Raw genomic sequence first — 19252 nt, 5'->3', positions numbered from 1 at the left:
AACGCCTCCCTTGGTACCAGGCTCCCGAAACAGCTTACACACAAGATGAAAACGGTTTATATCACTGGTATGCCGACGGCCAACTTAATAGCTGCTTTTTAGCGGTAGATCAGCATGTTATTGCCGGCCATGGCGATGAAACAGCGTTAATTTATGACTCACCCGTAACCAATACCGCGCGCAGCTACAGCTACTTTGAACTGCAACAAGAAGTCGCTAAATTCGCAGGGTTAATGCAGTCTTTAGGCGTAACAAAAGGCGACCGCGTGGTTATTTATATGCCCATGATCCCCGAGGCCGTAATTGGTATGTTAGCCTGCGCTCGCATCGGCGCTATTCATTCGGTCGTTTTTGGCGGGTTTGCAGCACATGAGCTTGCCGTAAGAATTGATGACGCCAAGCCTAAGTTAGTACTCAGTGCCTCTTGCGGTGTAGAAGTGAATACCGTAATTGAATACAAAGAGTTACTTGATAACGCCCTCGAATCAGCCTCGTATAAAGTAGAACATTGTATTATTTATCAGCGAGAGCAAGTAACTGCACCACTTATGCCTGAGCGTGATATTGACTGGGCTGTTGCAATGCAAACAGCTACTGGCGTTGATCCCGTTCCGGTAAATGGCGATCACCCGCTTTATATTTTATACACGTCAGGCACAACGGGTACTCCCAAGGGGGTTGTTCGTGAAAATGGCGGCCATGCCGTGGCCATGCATTACAGCATGGAAACCGTATACGGAATGAAACCCGGTGACGTGTTTTGGGCCGCTTCGGATATTGGTTGGGTTGTAGGCCATTCGTACATAGTGTATGCCCCGCTTATGTACCGCTGCGCCACTATTTTATTTGAAGGTAAACCAATAAGAACCCCGGATGCCAGTGCATTTTGGCGTGTGGTTGAACAGTATAAAGTAACGGCTTTATTTAGCGCACCAACGGCCTTTAGAGCGATAAAAAAAGAAGACCCCAATGCCGATGGGTTTAAACAATACGATACTTCAAGTCTGAAACGCTTGTTTTTAGCAGGCGAGCGCTTAGATCCCCCCACCTACGATTGGCTCAAAGAAAAAACAGGCCTACCTGTACTTGATCATTGGTGGCAAACCGAAACTGGCTGGGCGATAGCCTGTAACCCTGTCGGCATTGAGCACCTGCCTACAAAAGCAGGCAGTTCAACGGTTGCTACTCCTGGGTTTGACGTACGTATTTTAGATATGAATGGTGACCAATGCGCCCCCAATAAACAAGGTGCAGTCGTTATTAAACTGCCTTTACCACCAGGATGTTTACCCACTATTTGGCAAAATACCGAACGCTTTAAAGCCGGTTATTTAACTGAATATGAAGGCTATTATCTTTCTGGCGACGGCGGTTATATTGATGATGATGGCTACCTATTTATTATGGGCCGCACCGATGATGTAATTAATGTCGCGGGGCATCGTTTATCAACTGGTGAAATGGAAGAAATTGTAGCCGCTCACCCAGCAGTTGCTGAGTGTGCCGTATTTGGTATTAATGATGCGCTCAAGGGTCAAAACCCCATGGCCATGGTAGTGTTAAAAAATGATTTTCGTGGCTCGCATAAAGAAGTAGAGCAGCAATTGGTGCAAACCGTGCGTAATCAAATCGGCGCTATTGCGTGTCTTAAAAATATTATGTGTGTAGAGCGCTTACCAAAAACACGCTCGGGTAAAATTTTACGCAAAAACTTACGTCAACTTATTGATGGTGAAGAACTGCAAATTCCATCAACCATTGACGATCCGAGTATTTTTGAGGAATTAACTCTGCAACTTGCTGAAAGTAAAATATAAATATTATTTTTAAAACGTCTATTTAAGCGCGGCTTAAATAGACTTTTCTCGCCCCATCTGCTTAACTAGATTTCATTAAATAGATGAAACTCACGCAAATAAATCTCTTGGGAATATAAATGACTGAAATACGATCGCAGCTGCGAGAATTTTTACTGCAATGGTTTAGTCTTTATTTTCCTGGGAGTGCGCATTTATGGTACAACATATTAGTACTGTGCTGGGTTGGCTTATTTGCGCTCATATTGCACCTCATCTTAAGGTCAGTTTCAAAACGACTACTTAAAGGCCGCTTTAGTGATAAAGTTGTTCAAACCGATACCCACACGCCTGCCGACTTAGCGCTTAAATTAACACGTAATATTTCCTTTGTTTTACAAGGTGCTGTGGTTGTTATACAAGCAAGGCTCTGGGTTCCCGAAGGAACGGCTTTTTTACATATCATTGAGATGTTTACTGATCAGTGGATCATTTTATTTGCACTGCTCTCGCTGTTCTCTTTGCTCAATATTTTTCAAGCAATATCTGACAGGCAACCCATTGCAGCTCACTTTCCATTACGTGGTTTTTTACAAACAATTAAACTGATCGCCAGCGTATTAACCGGTATTTTAGCGATTTCATTATTAATGAATAAATCCCCGTTAATATTACTCAGTGGTTTAGGTGCGCTATCGGCTGTACTGCTCCTGGTGTTTAAAGACGCTATTTTAGGGCTGGTGGCCGGTATTCAGCTTTCAGCAAACAATATGCTTGCGGTTGGTGATTGGTTAGAAATGCCCAAATACGGCGCAGATGGCGATGTGATTGATATAGCCTTGACCACAGTTAAAGTAAGAAATTGGGATAAAACCATTACCACTATCCCAACCTATGCGCTAATTTCTGACTCATTTAAAAACTGGCGCGGTATGTCAGAATCCGGTGGCAGACGCATAAAACGGAGTATCCATATAGAAATGAGCAGTGTGCGCTTTTTAGATGAGCAAGAGATCACCGCGCTGAAAAAAGCAGATTTATTAAGTCACTACCTCGAAATTACCCTACCGGTTATCAACGAGCAAAATACCACAAAAAAAGTAGATATGAGCTGTACGTTAAATGGTCGTCGGCTCACTAATGTTGGCACATTTCGTCATTATTTAGTCGCGCTATTAAAACATCACCCACATATTCATCAGGGAATGACACTGATGGTAAGGCAGCTAGAGCCAACTAAAAATGGCTTACCCATTGAGATTTATGCATTTACCAATACAACTAATTGGGGTGAGTATGAAAGTATTCAGTCAGATATATTTGACCATATATTAGCGATATTACCCGCCTTTTCGTTACGTGCCCATGAGGCACCAACAGGGAACGATATTCGTCAACTAATTAAATAATCACTAAATCCGTTTTAATTGCGCTATTAACCACTGGTGAATATCGCTGTTATTTGAACGTGGATGCCACGCTGCAATCACCTTAAATGGCGGTGGTAATAATTCAACTTCAAGCTGTTTCACTTTGGCGTTTGGCAGTAAACGCGATGGGTAAAAAGCAATTAAGTCAGTACTGCAAAGCAAATCGGGTACAAATGAAAAGCCAGGCACTGACATAACTATATTGCGCGCATAGCCCTTATCAGCAAACCATTGGTCGTGAGAGCCTCTTAAGTTAGCACGTGACGCTGAAACCACTAATTGAGGGTGTGCCGCCACTTCAGCAAGGCTCAACGTCGATGAAGAAAACACTGTGTTTTTCCCCGCAATACAAATATGTTGTTCTTCAAATAATGTGTCATAGATTAAGTTTGCAGGGATAAATTCAGGAAAACTAATTAATAAATCCAGCTCTCCTGCACTTATTAATTGATTAACATTATCAGAGGCAAAGTCACGAATAATCAGCTTTAATCCTGGCGCTTCGCGTCTTGTTATTTCTAATAATTGTGGCAAAAGAGCTGCTATAGCGTAATCAGTCGCACTTATTGTAAATACGCCCTTGTAGCTACTTGGGATAAATTGTTTAGGTATTAATAACGCTTCTACCTGAGTTAATATTTGATTAACGGGCTTCTCTAGTGCAATTGCCTTAGGTGTTGCAACCATTGTATTGCCTTGTCGAATAAAAAGCCGATCGTCAAATAAGTCACGCAATTTTCGCAGCTGCTCACTAATAGCCTGCTGGGTTAAGCCCATTTTGCGGGCCACATCCGACACATTTTTTAGTTTAAGTAATGCACTCAATATTCGTAATTGTTTTATATCAAGCCGAGATATACCATTCATAATTGTATCTTAAACAAAAAAGCATTGTTTCAAATTGTACCTTTTAATCCCTATGCTCACCAGCATTGTAATTGGCACTAAACAGCATTATTAATTTAAAAGGTATTAAAATGAGTCAACCAAGTAAAAATATCGACAGTCTATTTTCATCAATCAATTTAGGCCCATACACACTTAAAAACCGTATTGTAATGCCGCCACTTACACGTTCACGTAGCACGGTTCCTGGCAATATCCCCAACGAGGTGATGGCCACATATTATGCACAGCGTGCTAGTGCTGGTTTTATGGTTACCGAAGGCACTCAAATTGAACCAAGAGGACAAGGGTATGCCTGGACACCGGGCATTCATTCTAATCAACAAATAGCTGGTTGGAAAAAAGTAACTGATGCAGTACATGCAGAAGGTGGAATTATTTTTGCCCAGCTTTGGCACGTTGGCCGCGTTTCACATACCAGCTTACAGCCTAATGAAGCCAAACCTATTGCTCCCTCAGCTCTAACAGCTGATAGCGTTAAAGTCTTTATTGAAACAGGACCGGCTCAAGGCGCTTTAGCCGATCCAAGTGAACCACAAGCTTTGACAACCGATGAAGTAAAAGAGCTTGTTGGCATGTATGCACAAGCTGCCCGTAATGCGCTAGAAGCGGGGTTTGATGGTGTAGAACTGCATTGTGCTAATGGGTATTTAGTAAATCAGTTTATTTCTGAGCACACCAATAAACGAGATGATGAATACGGCGGATCTCTTACTAATCGCCTGCGCTTTTTAAAAGAAATTGTCGCGGCAGTAAGTGACGTAGTAGGCCCTGAGCGCTTAGGGGTTAGATTTGCGCCCTTATTTAGCAGTACTGATGAAACCCGTGTTTATTTAGGGTTAGTAGAATCAGACCCACATCATACCTACATTGAAGCGATTAAAGTACTTGAACAAGCCGGTATTGCTTACCTTTCAATTGCAGAAGCTGATTGGGACAATGCTCCTGATTTACCAGAGCTATTTTATCAAGCAGCTAGAGCTGAATTTTCTGGGCGTATTATTTACGCTGGTAAGTACACTGTTGAAAAAGCGGTGGCGATGTTAGCTAAAGGCTACGGTGATTTATTTGCTTTTGGTCGCCCTTTTATTGCAAACCCTGATTTACCAGCGCGCATAAAAAATCAATGGCCATTAAATGAAGCCGATGCAGCCACTATGTATGGCGGCACTGAGCAAGGTTACAGTGACTATCCTTGCTATAAAAATGATTGATAAAAATAACGGAGTAAGAGGCAGCTTAAGTTAAAAATAAATGACCCAAACATGCAGCCTATGTTTGGGTCATTACAGGGTATTACTGCTTTTTATCTATCACCATTTTTAGTTCATTTAATGCAGAAACCGAAAAACCCCGATCATAAAAGTAAATAATCTTACCGCTACCATCAATTAATACGATGCGGCTATTATTCGGATTTTCATTACCAGTGAACGCTTGTACTGCATCACCGTCTTTATAAATAGTGATCACCCCGCCCCACAGTTCTTTAGGAATGCCTTTTCTCATACCGCTATCAATAAAAGTACTAAACATACGCGGCACCATGCCTTGAATTGTGGGTAACTCATAAGCGGTGACGTTTATGCCACTCATATCCAAGCCAATAAGCCAGCGATCAATATCAAATTGACTATCTTGTTTATACCCAATTAACAGTAATGTCTGTGCGTTGTTAAAGTCTGTAGGGATAGTAAATTGCTGTTGCTCCAAGCTTTCACCACTGATAGTTGGAAACTGTTTACCGACTAAGTTCTGATTTGGGTATTGACTCGAACACCCACTTAAAAAAATAAAAAACATTAAACCAACAACTGATCGCAACATCTCTGTTCTCACTATTAATTAATAAACGATTAGGAAAAATTCTTTTGAATACAAATTTTTGATACGAATAAACACGCTATTAAGATCTAAATAACAACCAAAGAAGTCCATTCATACTGTTTTTTATCATTGCTTAATTTACCATTGATTATTAGCACCTTTAAATAGAAGCTCAACGGTTATATTTGTGTACAATAGTATTTTTTATACTCAAACATTATTAGCACATATCAATTTGTTCTATAGCATATCAAAAGTGTATTTTCGTTACCCGATACAAAACGCTAAAGTGCCGCGCTTATTCACAGCTTTAAAGAGGATGCTATGTCGCTTGCTGTTTTATTAATGCTGGCATTATTTGTCGGTTTGCTGTTTGCGATTTATCTTTTTTCGCAAAAAAGTAAAACCTTATCTCGCACTGTTTTATTTGGCTTAGTTGTTGGTAGTGCTTTTGGTTTAGCCTTACAATTTTTATTTTCCCACTCCCCAGAGTTTATTAATGACGTTTTAAGTTGGGTAAGTGTTGTTGGTAAAGGCTATGTTGGGCTATTAAAAATGATCATCATGCCATTGGTATTGGTGTTTATGATTGCCGCCGTGGTGAAACTAGAAAACCAAGGCTCTTTGGGCAAAATATCGTTCATTAGTATTGCTGTTTTACTCTTTACTACGGCAATTGCAGCCTTAATTGGTATTGCCGTAACCTATGGCTTTAATTTAAGTATTGAAGGCTTAGTTTCGGGAACCCGTGAGGCAGCAAAAATGAGCACGCTAGAGGGTAAAGCAGCCAATGTAGCTGATTTAAGTGTGCCACAAATGCTATTGAGCTTTATTCCAGAAAATCCATTTGCTGATTTAAGTAACCAACGCTCAACCTCTATAATTGCCGTCGTTATTTTTGGTGTCCTTGTAGGGATTGCCGCACGCAAGGTGATGCTTGAACGTAGCGAACTAGCAGATCCAATTCGCAACGGTGTTAACGCCTTACAAGCCATAGTAATGAACTTAGTAAGAATGGTGATAGCGCTAACGCCTTATGGCGTCGCAGGGTTAATGGCAAGCGTTGTGGCAAACTCAAGTAGCAATGATATTGTTAATTTACTGGCGTTTATTGTGGCTTCCTATGTCGCTATATTATTAATGTTTATTGCTCATGGTTTATTACTTAGCCTAGTTGGTGTGAACCCTAAGAGTTACTTTGAAAAAATTTGGCCAGTACTGACCTTTGCATTTAGCTCGCGTAGTTCAGCAGCCTCTATTCCTATGAATGTGGATGTACAAATTAACCAGCTAAAAGTGCCGCCTGCTATAGCTAACTTATCGGCTTCTTTTGGCGCCACTATTGGCCAAAATGGCTGTGCCGGTATTTACCCAGCCATGCTGGCAATGATGGTAGCACCCAGCGTAGGAATTGATCCGCTGACATTCGAATTTATTTTACCGTTAATTGGCATTGTTGTTATAAGCTCTTTTGGTATTGCCGGAGTAGGTGGTGGCGCAACGTTTGCTGCATTGGTTGTATTACCGACCATGGGATTACCGGTTGAGATAGTCGCGTTACTGATCTCAATTGAGCCATTAATAGACATGGCACGCACCGCATTAAACGTATCAGGGTCAATGACCTCAGGTGTTATAACGAGTAAATTAATTAAAGTGCACTAGATTTTTTGTAGTCGCCCAGCTTTGGCTGGGCTTTTTTATCTGTATTACTCCCTCCGCCTTAAGTAAAAACAATCCATTTATCTAATCACTAAAACAAAATCAATCATATTTATAGATTGTAGTAATCGCTTTATTTCGCACACACATTTCAGCCCGTTGCTATATTCTTTTCATTGCTTTGTTATTCAGGCTTGATTAAGCCTCACTTGAGCAAACAAATTTACAACTCAATAATTTTTAAAACGATTGAGATCTCTGTTTAAAGTAGTAATACGCTTTGTATAACGAAATTCGTTAACTTTAAGGAAGCTGACAATGAAAAACCGTTCATTCAATAAAAAAGCGCTTGTTGGATTTATAAGTATGGCACTTATATCTGGCACCGCTGTTAGCCAAGAAAAACCACAAATGTCAAAGCCACAAGGTGCTGTTGGCATGGGTGAAGCTAAAATGGGCGCAACCAGAACAAACCAGTTTTGGTGGCCAGATCAACTTAACCTTTCACCTCTGCGTGATCATGATGAACGCTCAAACCCTTACGGTGCCGACTTTAATTATGCCAAGGCATTTAATAGCCTAGATTTAGACACAGTAAAAAGTGATATTGATGCCCTACTAACACAATCTCAAGATTGGTGGCCGGCGGATTTTGGTAACTATGGGCCATTTTTTATCCGTATGACATGGCACAGCGCAGGTACTTACCGTACGCTTGATGGCCGCGGTGGTGCTGGTGGCGGTCAACAACGTTTTGAACCTCTCAACAGCTGGCCAGACAACGTAAGCCTAGATAAAGCCCGTCGTCTACTTTGGCCTATTAAACAAAAATACGGAGAAGCACTTTCATGGTCAGATTTAATCGTATTAGCCGGTAACGTTGCTCTAGAAAACATGGGGTTTGAAACCTATGGTTTTGCCGGCGGCCGGACTGATGACTGGGAACCAGACATGGTTTACTGGGGCCCTGAAGTAGAAATGCTTGCCAGCGACCGTGAAGATGCCAGCGGCAAATTAGAACGCCCATTGGGTGCAACTCACATGGGTTTAATTTACGTAAATCCTGAAGGCCCTAAAGGGGTTCCTGATCCAATCGGTTCAGCTAAAAATATTCGTGTGGCGTTTTCTCGCATGGCCATGAACGACGAGGAAACTCTTGCACTTATCGCAGGTGGCCACACCTTTGGTAAAATGCATGGTGCGCACAAACCGAAAGATTGTGTGGGTGCAGAGCCCGCAGCAGCAGGCATTGAAGAACAAGGGTTAGGCTGGAAAAACAAATGTGGTAAAGGCCACTCTGAAGATACCGTATCAAGTGGTTTAGAAGGCGCATGGACACAAGCTCCTACTCGCTGGTCATCACTGTACCTTAGCAATCTACTTAACTTTGAGTGGAAACAAACTCGCAGCCCAGCGGGTGCGATCCAATGGATCCCAACCGACGAATCTATGCACAAAACCGTACCTGATGCTCATGTGAAAGGTAAGTTTAATTCACCAGTCATGACGACTGCAGATTTAGCACTTAAATTCGATCCTGAATACCGCAAAATTGCTGAACGCTTTTTAAACGACCCTAAAGAGTATCAACTGGCATTTGCTAAAGCATGGTACAAATTGACTCACCGAGATATGGGGCCACCACGTAACTTCTTAGGTAAAGAAGTTCCTAAAGGAGACTTAATTTGGCAAGATCCTATTTCAGCAGAGACTCAATCAAACATTGATGCTGGCGCAGTAAAAGAGCTTAAAGCCAGTATTTTAGATTCAGGTCTTAGCGTATCAGAGCTAGTACGTGTTGCATGGGCATCTGCAGCAAGCTACCGTCATTCCGATATGCGCGGTGGTGCCAATGGTGCACGCCTTGCACTTGCACCACAAAAAGACTGGGCTGTGAATAATCCAGCTGAAACAGCAAAAGTAATCAAAACCTTAAAAGCGATTCAAACCGACTTTAATGATAGTTTCTTTAGCAAAAGCCAAGTGTCACTGGCCGACCTGATTGTGTTAGCTGGTAATGCAGCGATTGAAAAAGCAGCGAAAGATGCAGGCTACACAGTAGACGTACCGTTTAATGCTGGCCGTGGCGATGCTACGCAAGCTCAAACTGACGTTAATGCATTTAGTTTATTAGAGCTGCCTGCCGATGGCTTTAGAAACTACTTTGATGCTGAACAAAGCTACAAATCGCCAACTGAAATGCTAATAGATAAAGCAGATCAACTTGATCTAACAGTGCCTGAAATGACGGTATTAGTAGGCGGATTACGTTCGCTTGATGCGAACTATAAAGGCACTGACTACGGCGTATTTACTGACAAGCCAGGCACTCTAAATAACGATTTCTTTGTTAATTTATTGGATATGTCTACGGTTTGGAAAAAGTCATCAGATGCGGGGATTTATCAAGGCTTTGATCGTCAATCAGGTGAGCAAAAGTACACAGCCACTTCAGTTGACCTTATCTTTGGTTCAAATTCAGAGCTGCGTGCAGTTGCAGAAGTATATGCCTTTGATACATCAAAGCAAAAGTTTGTAGAAGACTTTGTTGCGGCATGGACTAAAGTAATGAACTTAGACCGTTAATAACCATTAAGTAATGCAACCATAGCGCTGCAATTAATTGCAGCGCTTTTTATGTTGGTTAATCATACTCTTTTATATATTACTGCATTGCTTTGCAGCTAAACATACTGCCCAAACCTTGCTGAGTGTAAGTGCCTATAAAGATAGTCAATAAGCTTCGTCATCACTAAAAACCGTCACTGAAAGCTCTTCATCTATATTTTCAAAAACTAAAAAATTAATAGGCTTACAACAGACTTGGCAGTCCTCAATATATTGTTGATCAACATCTGCCGGATCGAGCAGCACGTCAATATTCTCACCACAATAAGGACATGCTATCGTTTTTTCAGTTAATTGATTCATTGCTATAACCTCACATATTACTTGCTATACCCATTATCATTAGACATATAGTATCAAGCTGCATTTCTTTGTGCAGGCTCTTTGTTGAATTTCTTTGCAGGAGCAATCAGCATACTATACTCACTCATAGTACTGCCGATAACATACTTACACTCAAAGTGTTTTAACAAACAACTTTATTTATTGCTATATTAAACTCATTAAATTTAAGGGTGTTGGGTAAAACGAAAAAGCAACAGGCATAAATATCTTTGCCTAAGATAGTGCATATCTAGCCTCACAAAATTTAGGACATTAAAAGATATTTGCATAAATATATTCAAATTCATCATCTTTTTCATAAAATACGACATCACAAAGGGATCCTTTTGCTCCGCCTCGCTTTTTGCAAACTCAATATTTTTGCGCATATAAGAGCTCAAAATATCTAAATGACTTCAAGGAATTGGGATTTAATTTTTAGCAGCTTAGATTGCACTCCAGCCTCTATAAAAATCTAACGAGCCTGAAGAATAATTCGTTTTTAATTTATTTTTTATTGATGTACTAACCACAGTCGAATTCCTATTTTGATTCAATCGGTTACTTCTATTTCACGAAAAATATAAAAAGAGGACTTGGTGTTGTTTTAATTGGCATTTTGGAAGTTATTACAGGTGTTTGAGGATATAAAGCGCAGTGCTTTAGAAAAGTAAAAAAGCGCTGCAACAATACAGCGCTTTCATTACTCATAAAAATTATTTGTTTAAGCTTAACCGCTTTATTTAAAAGAAGCCGAGCGGATCTTCGCTGTAGCTTACTAATAAATTTTTAGTTTGTTGGTAATGGTCAAGCGCAAGCTTGTGGGTTTCGCGGCCGATGCCTGATTTTTTATAACCACCAAACGCAGCGTGTGCAGGATACATATGGTAACAGTTGGTCCATACACGGCCTGCTTCTATTTTGCGGCCAAAGTGATAAGCACGGTTCATGTTGCGGCTCCATACCCCTGCGCCTAGACCAAATTCAGAGCTATTAGCCAGTTCGAGTGCTTCGGCTTCGTCTTTAAAGGTCGACATTGAAATCACCGGGCCAAAAATTTCTTCTTGGAATACCCGCATATCGTTAGTGCCTTTTAACAGCGTTGGCTGAATGTAATAACCGCCATTTAGCTCATCTGTTAGTTGCTCTACATTGCCGCCAGAAAGTACTTGTGCGCCTTCTTTTTTGCCAATTTCAATATAGCTGAGAATCTTATCAAACTGTGCTTTAGACGCTTGTGCGCCTACCATGGTTTCACTATCAAGCGGGTTACCGCGTTTAATTTTTAATGTGCGCTCTAAAATACGCTCAATAAACTGCTCGTAAATATCTTCTTGAATAAATAGTCGCGATGGGCAAGTACACACTTCACCTTGGTTAAAGTACGCAAGTACTGCGCCTTCAATGGCTTTACTTAGGAAGGAATCGTCTTTTTCCATTACATCGTTAAAGAAAATATTCGGTGATTTACCACCGAGCTCAACCGTTGATGGAATAATGTTATCAGCGGCACATTTTAAAATGTGTGAACCAACAGGGGTTGAGCCGGTAAAAGCAATTTTAGCTATACGCGTGCTGGTTGCCAGCGCTTCGCCCGCTTCTTTACCGTAGCCATTTACTACATTAAGCACGCCTGCAGGCAATAAATCACCAATGACTTCCATCAACACTAAAATAGATACTGGTGTTTGTTCAGCCGGTTTGAGTATCACACAGTTGCCTGCGGCAAGCGCTGGTGCAAGTTTCCATGCGGCCATTAGAATTGGGAAGTTCCACGGAATGATTTGTCCAACAACGCCCAGTGGCTCATGAAAATGATACGCGACTGTGGTTTCGTCTATCTCGCCAATACTGCCCTCTTGGGCGCGAATACAACCGGCAAAATAACGAAAATGATCTGCCGCCAGTGGGATATCTGCCGCCAATGTTTCGCGAATGGCTTTACCGTTATCCCACGTTTCGGCAACTGCAAGAAGCTCAAGGTTTTGCTCTATCCGATCAGCTATTTTTAATAATATATTGCTACGAGCCGTTACTGAAGTTGTAGCCCAAGCAGCTTTTGCAGCGTGGGCTTTATCAAGGGCAAGTTCAATATCCGCTTTATCAGAGCGTGGTACTTTACAAAATACTTTACCGTTAACGGGACTAATATTATCAAAGTACTGACCATTTACAGGCTCGACCCACTGTCCGCCAATGTAATTACTATACTGGGATTTAAAGTTAATAAGTGCGCCGTCGCTGCCAGGATTTGCATAGATCATTGTGTGTGTCCTTTATTCAAAATGTTGCTTTTTAAATTTAATCAAATTGACTAAGTTTGACGGGAGATTGTTGTTTATTTATCCGTCACCTGTTGACATTAGCTTATAAGAAGCATAAAAACTTGATTAGCTGTCCAAAAAACATGTCTGTGCGTCCAAACTCTGTTGGTCGTGTTTAAAGGAAATAAAATGAATACCACGTTATTGACTGAAAAACTGACTAAAAAGCGCCAAGCGGTTGATGTACTGATCGAAAATAAAATTACTTTTGCCTCAGACAACGCCGAGCTGAGCATTTACGACACCTACCAAGACGCACAAAAAGTAGCACTGCATTCCAGCGAACTGCTGTTTTGCGGCATGATCAGCGGTAAAAAAGTGATGCACGTTGCTGACAGTAACTACCATGAAGAATTTTTACCCCAGCAATCATTTGTATTAGCACCCGAACAAGGGGTTTTAATCGACTTCCCAGAAGCATCAATGAAGCAACCTACCACCTGTTTGGCTATCGAAATTAGCCGCGATAAAATCAGCCAAGTAGCTGACGCGCTAAATATGCAGCAGCAAATAAGCAGCGATGATTTTTTTCATTACATTCCAAAGCTGGTGCATACCCAACACAATCAACAAACCCAACAATTACTTGAACGGATGATTGGGTTATTTAGCGAAAACGAGCAAGATCGTCATTATTTAATTGATCTATCAGTAAATGAGTTAATCACTCGATTATTACAACAACAAAGCCGCGATTTAATGCTCGCCAATTGCCAACAAACTATTGCATGCCCATTAACCGATGCCCTACATTTTATTAAAGAACATCTTAATCAAACTTTAGATATCGATACTTTATGTAAAATAGCCTGCATGAGCCGTAGTAAATTTTACCAGCAATTCAAACTCGCCTTTGGGCAAACTCCGGCCATGTGGCAACAACAGCTAAGATTAAAGAGATCTCGCCAACTTCTACAATCAGGACAACAAATAAGTCAAGTTTGCTACGATCTTGGCTTTACCAACCCCAGTCACTTTAGCCGTTTGTTTAAGCAAAAATTTGGTGTTTCACCTAAACAATGCAAGCATTAATATTCATCTATTAAGAATTTTTAACTAAATTAAAAGTTTTTATTGACTCGAACGCAATTGCAGATTATTTTCCCGCTGATGTTTTTATCGGCATAACAATAGCGGCATGCATCCCCTGCACCGTCTGGCGCCAAGCCAACGCATTTTACTGTGTCGCAATTGTGCTAAACCCACCGCGAAACCTAACAGTGACTTCTGCGTGCAAAAGCAGTGACTTGGAATATCAGCCGTTGGGCTAACATTCTTTGTTTTTGTTAAGCAGTTTGAGCCAATTACTCAAATGCTTTTTATTTTGTGAATACTTAAATGCTCGAACCTTCTGCGTTAAGTCTTGTGCCGCCAGTTGTAGTGGTGGTTTTGGCGATCGTGCTACGTCGTCCTATTTTATCTTTGCTGATCGGTGCCCTTGTTGGCCTTGCTATGCTAAATCCTGTTGAAATGCTTAGCAACTTTGCTGCGGCATCGTTAAAAGTAATGGTAGATGAAACAATCGGCTGGCTTATTCTAGTGTGTGGTGGCTTTGGTGCGTTAATCGCATTACTAGTGCGTACCGGTGGTGCAGCAGCATTTGGTAGTTTTGCGCTGCGTTTTTGTAAAGGCCCACGCTCATCTTTACTCATGACCTTTTTGCTTGGTATCGTTATTTTTATTGATGACTACCTCAATGCGCTTACCGTGGGTGAAACCATGAAACGCATTACTGATAAATTTAAAATCAGCCGTGAAATGCTTGCCTACGTGGTCGACTCTACCGCAGCGCCAATCTGTGTATTAGTGCCGCTGTCTACCTGGGCGGTGTTTTTTGGCGGCTTGTTGGTTGATAACAACATAGCCGTCGAAGGCCAAGGTATTGCTGTGTATATTCAAGCAATACCCTATATGCTGTATGCATGGTTTGCCGTGTTACTTGTGCCATTAGTGGTACTTGGTGTTATCCCTTTATTTGGGCCGATGAAAAAAGCCCAATTACAGGCGATGCAAGAACAACCGCAAGTAGATCCTGCACAGTACAACGAAGTGCAAACTGCCGATGAATACGCAGTAAAAGCCGTTGAAGAAAGCTTTGAAAGCGCAGACAGCCACGGCAAACTGTACAACTTTTTACTACCTATTTTATTGCTCGTTGCGTTCACTGTGTATTTTGACATCGACGTGTACAAAGGGTTATTAGCGACATTCGCCGTGACGCTGCCATTTTATATGCTGCAAAAGCTAATGCCATTTGCCGAAATGATTGAAAAAATGCTCGATGGTTTTAAAAGCATGTTGCCAGCAATAGGAACTGTGATCGCCGCATTTATTTTTAAAGATGTGTGCGACCAACTACTATTACCACAGTTTGTAATTGATTCCTTAAGCCCATTCATGACCGCAGGCTATTTACCTGCAGTGGTGTTTTTAGCAATGGCAATTTTGGCGTTTGCTACAGGCTCAAGCTGGGGTATTTTTGCGGTAACAATTCCTATTGTGATGCCTCTGGCAGTCGCGGTTGATGCAAATATACCGCTGGTGATTGGTGCGCTGTTATCTGCCTCATCATTTGGTAGCCAAGCATGTTTTTACTCAGATTCAACTGTCCTTGCAGCACAAGGTTCAGGCTGTAACTTAATGAGTCACGCAATTACTCAATTGCCCTATACACTCATCGCAGCAGCCTGTGCATTTGTCGGGTTTCTAGTGATAGCTTAGGCCGATAGGTTTAAGAGGAAAGTTGCAAGGTTAAAGGTTAAAAACAAACCCATCATTTAACTAGACAGCCACTCTAATTGAGCAAGTAACACTGTACCAGATAGTAAGCGGTCGAATCAGCCGCTTACTAAAGCTTTAAAGCCAATCTTTTAGGGTAACTAAATGGTTGGCATTCAACGCATTTTATTTCATGCGCATCAGTATGTGCGGGATTTATTATAAAATTATACTCATCTGAACAAACAGATGAAGGAACTTGCAGTACAGCTTCTCCCATACTCGTTAACCAGTCGCTACCCACTATTTGGGTTTTTAATATATAAGGGTGATCATCCCAGTCACTTGGTAGATCAGATACAACCAAGCGTTTAATTTTCAGTTTATCAGGTATCAATATAGATGTGACTGATAGCTGCTTGTTAAGTATATCCGTAGAGTCGTTCACTAACCTCTCAAGCATTGCAAGTGAACGGCTACTTGCTGTGTAAACAACAGGTTTACCAGCCATGTGCCATCTACCTTCTGCATAAAGCCCACCTAGGCCTGATAGCGCGTTATTTGAATTGTTATGTTCAGTTGGGGCAATTCTATAACAAATCATCAAGCAGTGAATCCATACTCTAGCCCATAAATAATTCGCTTAATTAACTCACGGCCGCGAATGGTATGCAAAAATTCTTTTGGCGCATTGCCATCGAACTGCGTATGAGCGGTGTTCAACCACTCATTCCAACGTTTTACATCACCAAAGTATGAAATACCTATAGACGACAAACGTGCAACTTCCAATGCATTTTGACTTAAGTTAATACCTAAACGTTTGCGCTCTTTTACATGTCGCTCCAATGTCCGCGTAGTAGTACCAATAGTCTTAGCTATTAGTTTTTGTTCCCATCCAAGCGATTTACTAAGAAGGAAAATGGACGAAGCTTTCAAGCCTGTAGTAGCAACAGTAATTTCTTCTAGTGCATTAGAGTTATTAGTGATTAACCCACCACTCACTACTTTTATAAAATCAAACTTTAAAGTTTCCATAGACACCTCCAGCGACAATTGTCGTTAATTATAATACCAAGTGTCAAAACTAGCAAGGTGACATAGCGCTATTCGCTGATAGCTGAACGAGATGGCCGCTGGGGTTCTTGCATCTCATGCGCACCATGCAATTTGTCTAATTCTGTATCAGTCTAATGTAAAGTACTCTCTTGAGTAAATTCAAACACACTAACAACTTTGGCCTTTAACCTTGCTAACTTTACCCTCGCGAGCATTACTCTTTTCCAATTAACCACGACTATTACTTGTATCTGCTCCCCTAAAAAGCGGATAATTGCAGCTAAATGAAAATACACTGACTAAGTCTGGCGCAAACACCTGCAAGCCTTACTTATTAGTGCGCATGAAGGTGGACCAACTCAATGGAAATTAAAGTTAATTTTCTCGATAATCTTAGATTAGAAGCTAAGTTTGACGATTTCTCAGTCATTGCGGATCAACCAATCCGTTACAAAGGCGATGGCTCTGCGCCAAGTCCATTTGACTACTTTTTAGCATCTTCGGCTTTATGTGCTGCGTACTTTATTAAAGTGTATTGTAATGCCCGTGATATCTCGACTGACGGTATTCGTGTTGCGCAAAACAACATTGTTGATCCTGAAGATCGTTATAACCAAATCTTCCAAATCCAGGTTGAACTCCCTGAAAGTATTTCTGAAAAAGACCGCACCGGCATTTTACGCTCTATTGATCGTTGTACCGTAAAGCGTGTTATTCAAACCATACCTGAATTTAAAATTGATGCCGTAGAGAGCTTAGATAACGACGCGCAAGCCATGTTAATGGCAAAATCAGCAGGCAGCGAAAACACCTTTATTTTAGGTAAAGATTTACCGCTTGAGCAAACCATTGCTGATATGACTGCGATTTTGGCTGACTTAGGCATGAAGATTGAAATTTCATCATGGCGTAATATTGTACCAAACGTCTGGTCATTGCATATTCGTGATGCTGCATCACCGATGTGTTTTACCAATGGTAAAGGCGCCAGCAAAGAAAGCGCATTATGTTCAGCCCTTGGCGAGTTTATTGAACGTTTAAACTGTAACTTTTTTTACAATGACCAGTTCCTTGGTGAAGAAATTGCCAACAGCGAATTTGTTCATTACCCGAACGAAAAATGGTTTCAGCTCACTGATGATGACTCACTACCAGAAGGTATTTTAGACGACTATACCTTGAGCATTTACAACCCTGAAGATGAACTGTGCGGCTCGCACCTTATCGACACAAACTCAGGTAATATTGAGCGCGGTATTTGCTCTATCCCGTATGTGCGTCAATCTGACGGCGAAACCGTATACTTTCCATCAAACTTAATTGAAAACTTATTTTTAAGTAACGGTATGAGTGCCGGTAATAACTTTGCAGAAGCCAAAGTACAATGTTTATCTGAGATTTTTGAGCGCGCGGTTAAACGCCAAATTATCGAACAAGAAATTGTACTGCCTGATGTACCGGAAGAAGTACTTGCTAAATATCCAGGTATTGTTGCTGGTATTAAAGGCTTAGAAGAGCAAGGCTTTCCGGTTGTTGTAAAAGACGCATCTCTAGGCGGGCAATTCCCTGTCATGTGCGTAACGTTAATGAACCCGAAAACCGGTGGCGTATTTGCTTCATTTGGTGCACACCCAAGTTTTGAAGTCGCCCTTGAACGTAGCTTAACAGAGCTATTACAAGGTCGCAGCTTTGAAGGTTTAAACGACGTACCTAAACCAACATTCAACAGCATGGCAGTATCTGAACCTGAAAACTTTGTTGAACACTTTATTGATTCAACCGGTAAGATCTCATGGCGCTTTTTCAGTGCTAAACACGATTATGACTTTGTGGAATGGGATTTTTCAGGTACTAACGAAGAAGAAACAGCTAGCTTATTTGGTATTTTAAAAGCCTTAGGTAAAGAAGCTTATATTGCTGAATTTTCAGACCTTGGCATCGCATGCCGTATTTTAGTGCCTGATTATTCAGAAGTTTACCCTGTCGAAGACTTAATTTGGGATAACACCAATAAAGCCCTTAAATACCGTGAAGATATTTTAAATCTGCACAGTTTAGATGAAGACCAACTTGCCGACTTAGTTGAGCGCTTAGAAGACAGCCAGCTTGATAATTACATCGATATCATCACCTTAATTGGCGTTGAGTTTGACGAAAACACCGTGTGGGGTCAGTTAACTATTCTTGAGCTTAAGCTGCTAATTTATTTAGCATTAGGCGATTTAGAAGCGACCATGGAACTGGTTGAAACCTTCTTACAGTTTAACGATAACACTGTTGAACGCGGGTTATTCTACCAAGCAATGCACGCGACTTTAGAAGTTGCGCTAAATGATGACTTAGAAATTGAAGACTACATTCACAGCTTCACCCGCATGTTTGGCCAAGAAGTAATGGATGCAGTCGTCGGCTCTATCAATGGTGATGTGATGTTCTACGGTTTAACTCCAACCAATATGCAACTTGAAGGGTTAGATCGTCATCAGCGTTTGATCGACAGCTATAAAAAACTGCATGGGGCTCGCGCTGCAAGAGCCAAATAACTATTGTCAGCGCGAGATTTGCGTAGGCGGGAGTT

At 41.2% G+C, this 19252-nt stretch carries 14 protein-coding genes; 8 read left to right on the top strand and 6 right to left on the bottom strand.

The annotated features are described in order from the left end of the window. Together H5232_RS12410 and H5232_RS12405 are read left to right on the top strand one after the other, a co-directional pair. On the top strand, positions 1-1817 hold a 1817-nt coding region (locus H5232_RS12410), incomplete at its 5' end, for an AMP-binding protein (protein ID WP_182830947.1). Between the two features lie 119 nt (positions 1818-1936). Further along, positions 1937-3205 carry a mechanosensitive ion channel family protein gene (locus H5232_RS12405; protein ID WP_182717563.1) on the top strand — a complete coding sequence of 423 codons (1269 nt, stop codon included), beginning with the start codon at positions 1937-1939 and terminating at the stop codon, positions 3203-3205. Positions 3206-3208: 3 nt separating this feature from the next. On the opposite strand, the gene H5232_RS12400 is transcribed toward H5232_RS12405, so the two are convergent. Then, positions 3209-4093 (bottom strand): LysR family transcriptional regulator, encoded by an 885-nt coding sequence (locus tag H5232_RS12400; RefSeq protein WP_182717564.1) that lies wholly within the window; start codon positions 4091-4093, stop codon positions 3209-3211. 110 nt (positions 4094-4203) lie between these two features. On the opposite strand from H5232_RS12400, the gene H5232_RS12395 reads away from it, so the two are divergent. Beyond that, positions 4204-5346 (top strand): alkene reductase, encoded by a 1143-nt coding sequence (locus H5232_RS12395; protein ID WP_182717565.1) that lies wholly within the window; start codon positions 4204-4206, stop codon positions 5344-5346. Positions 5347-5428: 82 nt separating this feature from the next. Here the strand turns inward: H5232_RS12395 and H5232_RS12390 are convergent, their stop codons facing one another. Beyond that, positions 5429-5959, bottom strand: coding sequence for a hypothetical protein (locus tag H5232_RS12390; RefSeq protein ID WP_182830946.1), 531 nt, complete (start codon positions 5957-5959; stop codon positions 5429-5431). A gap of 324 nt (positions 5960-6283) precedes the next feature. Between H5232_RS12390 and H5232_RS12385 the strand changes: the two genes are divergently transcribed. Both H5232_RS12385 and katG read left to right on the top strand, forming a co-directional pair. Continuing rightward, entirely contained in the window at positions 6284-7624 is a 1341-nt protein-coding gene (locus H5232_RS12385) for an L-cystine transporter (RefSeq protein WP_182830945.1), read from the top strand. A gap of 315 nt (positions 7625-7939) precedes the next feature. Then, on the top strand, positions 7940-10207 hold the full coding sequence (gene katG / locus H5232_RS12380; RefSeq protein WP_182760760.1) for a catalase/peroxidase HPI: 2268 nt from the start codon (positions 7940-7942) through the stop codon (positions 10205-10207). 147 nt (positions 10208-10354) lie between these two features. Here katG and H5232_RS12375 read toward each other — a convergent pair whose 3' ends face one another. Both H5232_RS12375 and H5232_RS12370 read right to left on the bottom strand, forming a co-directional pair. Beyond that, positions 10355-10552 carry a CPXCG motif-containing cysteine-rich protein gene (locus H5232_RS12375; protein WP_145234329.1) on the bottom strand — a complete coding sequence of 66 codons (198 nt, stop codon included), beginning with the start codon at positions 10550-10552 and terminating at the stop codon, positions 10355-10357. Positions 10553-11316: 764 nt separating this feature from the next. After that, a complete protein-coding gene (locus H5232_RS12370; protein ID WP_182830944.1) occupies positions 11317-12837 on the bottom strand; it encodes an aldehyde dehydrogenase family protein in 1521 nt (506 codons plus the stop codon). A gap of 189 nt (positions 12838-13026) precedes the next feature. Between H5232_RS12370 and H5232_RS12365 the strand changes: the two genes are divergently transcribed. After that, complete coding sequence (locus H5232_RS12365; RefSeq protein WP_182830943.1) at positions 13027-13929, top strand: AraC family transcriptional regulator; 903 nt, start codon at positions 13027-13029, stop codon at positions 13927-13929. 306 nt (positions 13930-14235) lie between these two features. Further along, positions 14236-15618: a Na+/H+ antiporter NhaC family protein gene (locus H5232_RS12360; protein WP_145234337.1), complete on the top strand. Its 1383-nt coding sequence runs from the start codon at positions 14236-14238 to the stop codon at positions 15616-15618. 127 nt (positions 15619-15745) lie between these two features. Here the strand turns inward: H5232_RS12360 and H5232_RS12355 are convergent, their stop codons facing one another. Both H5232_RS12355 and H5232_RS12350 read right to left on the bottom strand, forming a co-directional pair. Further along, complete coding sequence (locus H5232_RS12355; RefSeq protein ID WP_182739518.1) at positions 15746-16219, bottom strand: RES family NAD+ phosphorylase; 474 nt, start codon at positions 16217-16219, stop codon at positions 15746-15748. Beyond that, the gene (locus H5232_RS12350; RefSeq protein WP_182739517.1) at positions 16219-16653 is read right to left on the bottom strand and encodes an antitoxin Xre/MbcA/ParS toxin-binding domain-containing protein; all 435 of its coding nucleotides are present in this window, start codon (positions 16651-16653) and stop codon (positions 16219-16221) included. The genes H5232_RS12355 and H5232_RS12350 overlap by 1 nt, the downstream gene beginning before the upstream one ends. 383 nt (positions 16654-17036) lie before the next feature. On the opposite strand from H5232_RS12350, the gene H5232_RS12345 reads away from it, so the two are divergent. Further along, positions 17037-19217 carry an OsmC domain/YcaO domain-containing protein gene (locus tag H5232_RS12345; protein ID WP_182830942.1) on the top strand — a complete coding sequence of 727 codons (2181 nt, stop codon included), beginning with the start codon at positions 17037-17039 and terminating at the stop codon, positions 19215-19217. Positions 19218-19252: the final 35 nt, after the last annotated feature.

The organism is Pseudoalteromonas sp. SG41-5, from assembly GCF_014164495.1.
Classification (GTDB): domain Bacteria; phylum Pseudomonadota; class Gammaproteobacteria; order Enterobacterales; family Alteromonadaceae; genus Pseudoalteromonas; species Pseudoalteromonas rhizosphaerae.
Note: the sequence above shows the minus strand (reverse complement) of the source record. Positions and strands in the feature narration are given on the sequence as shown.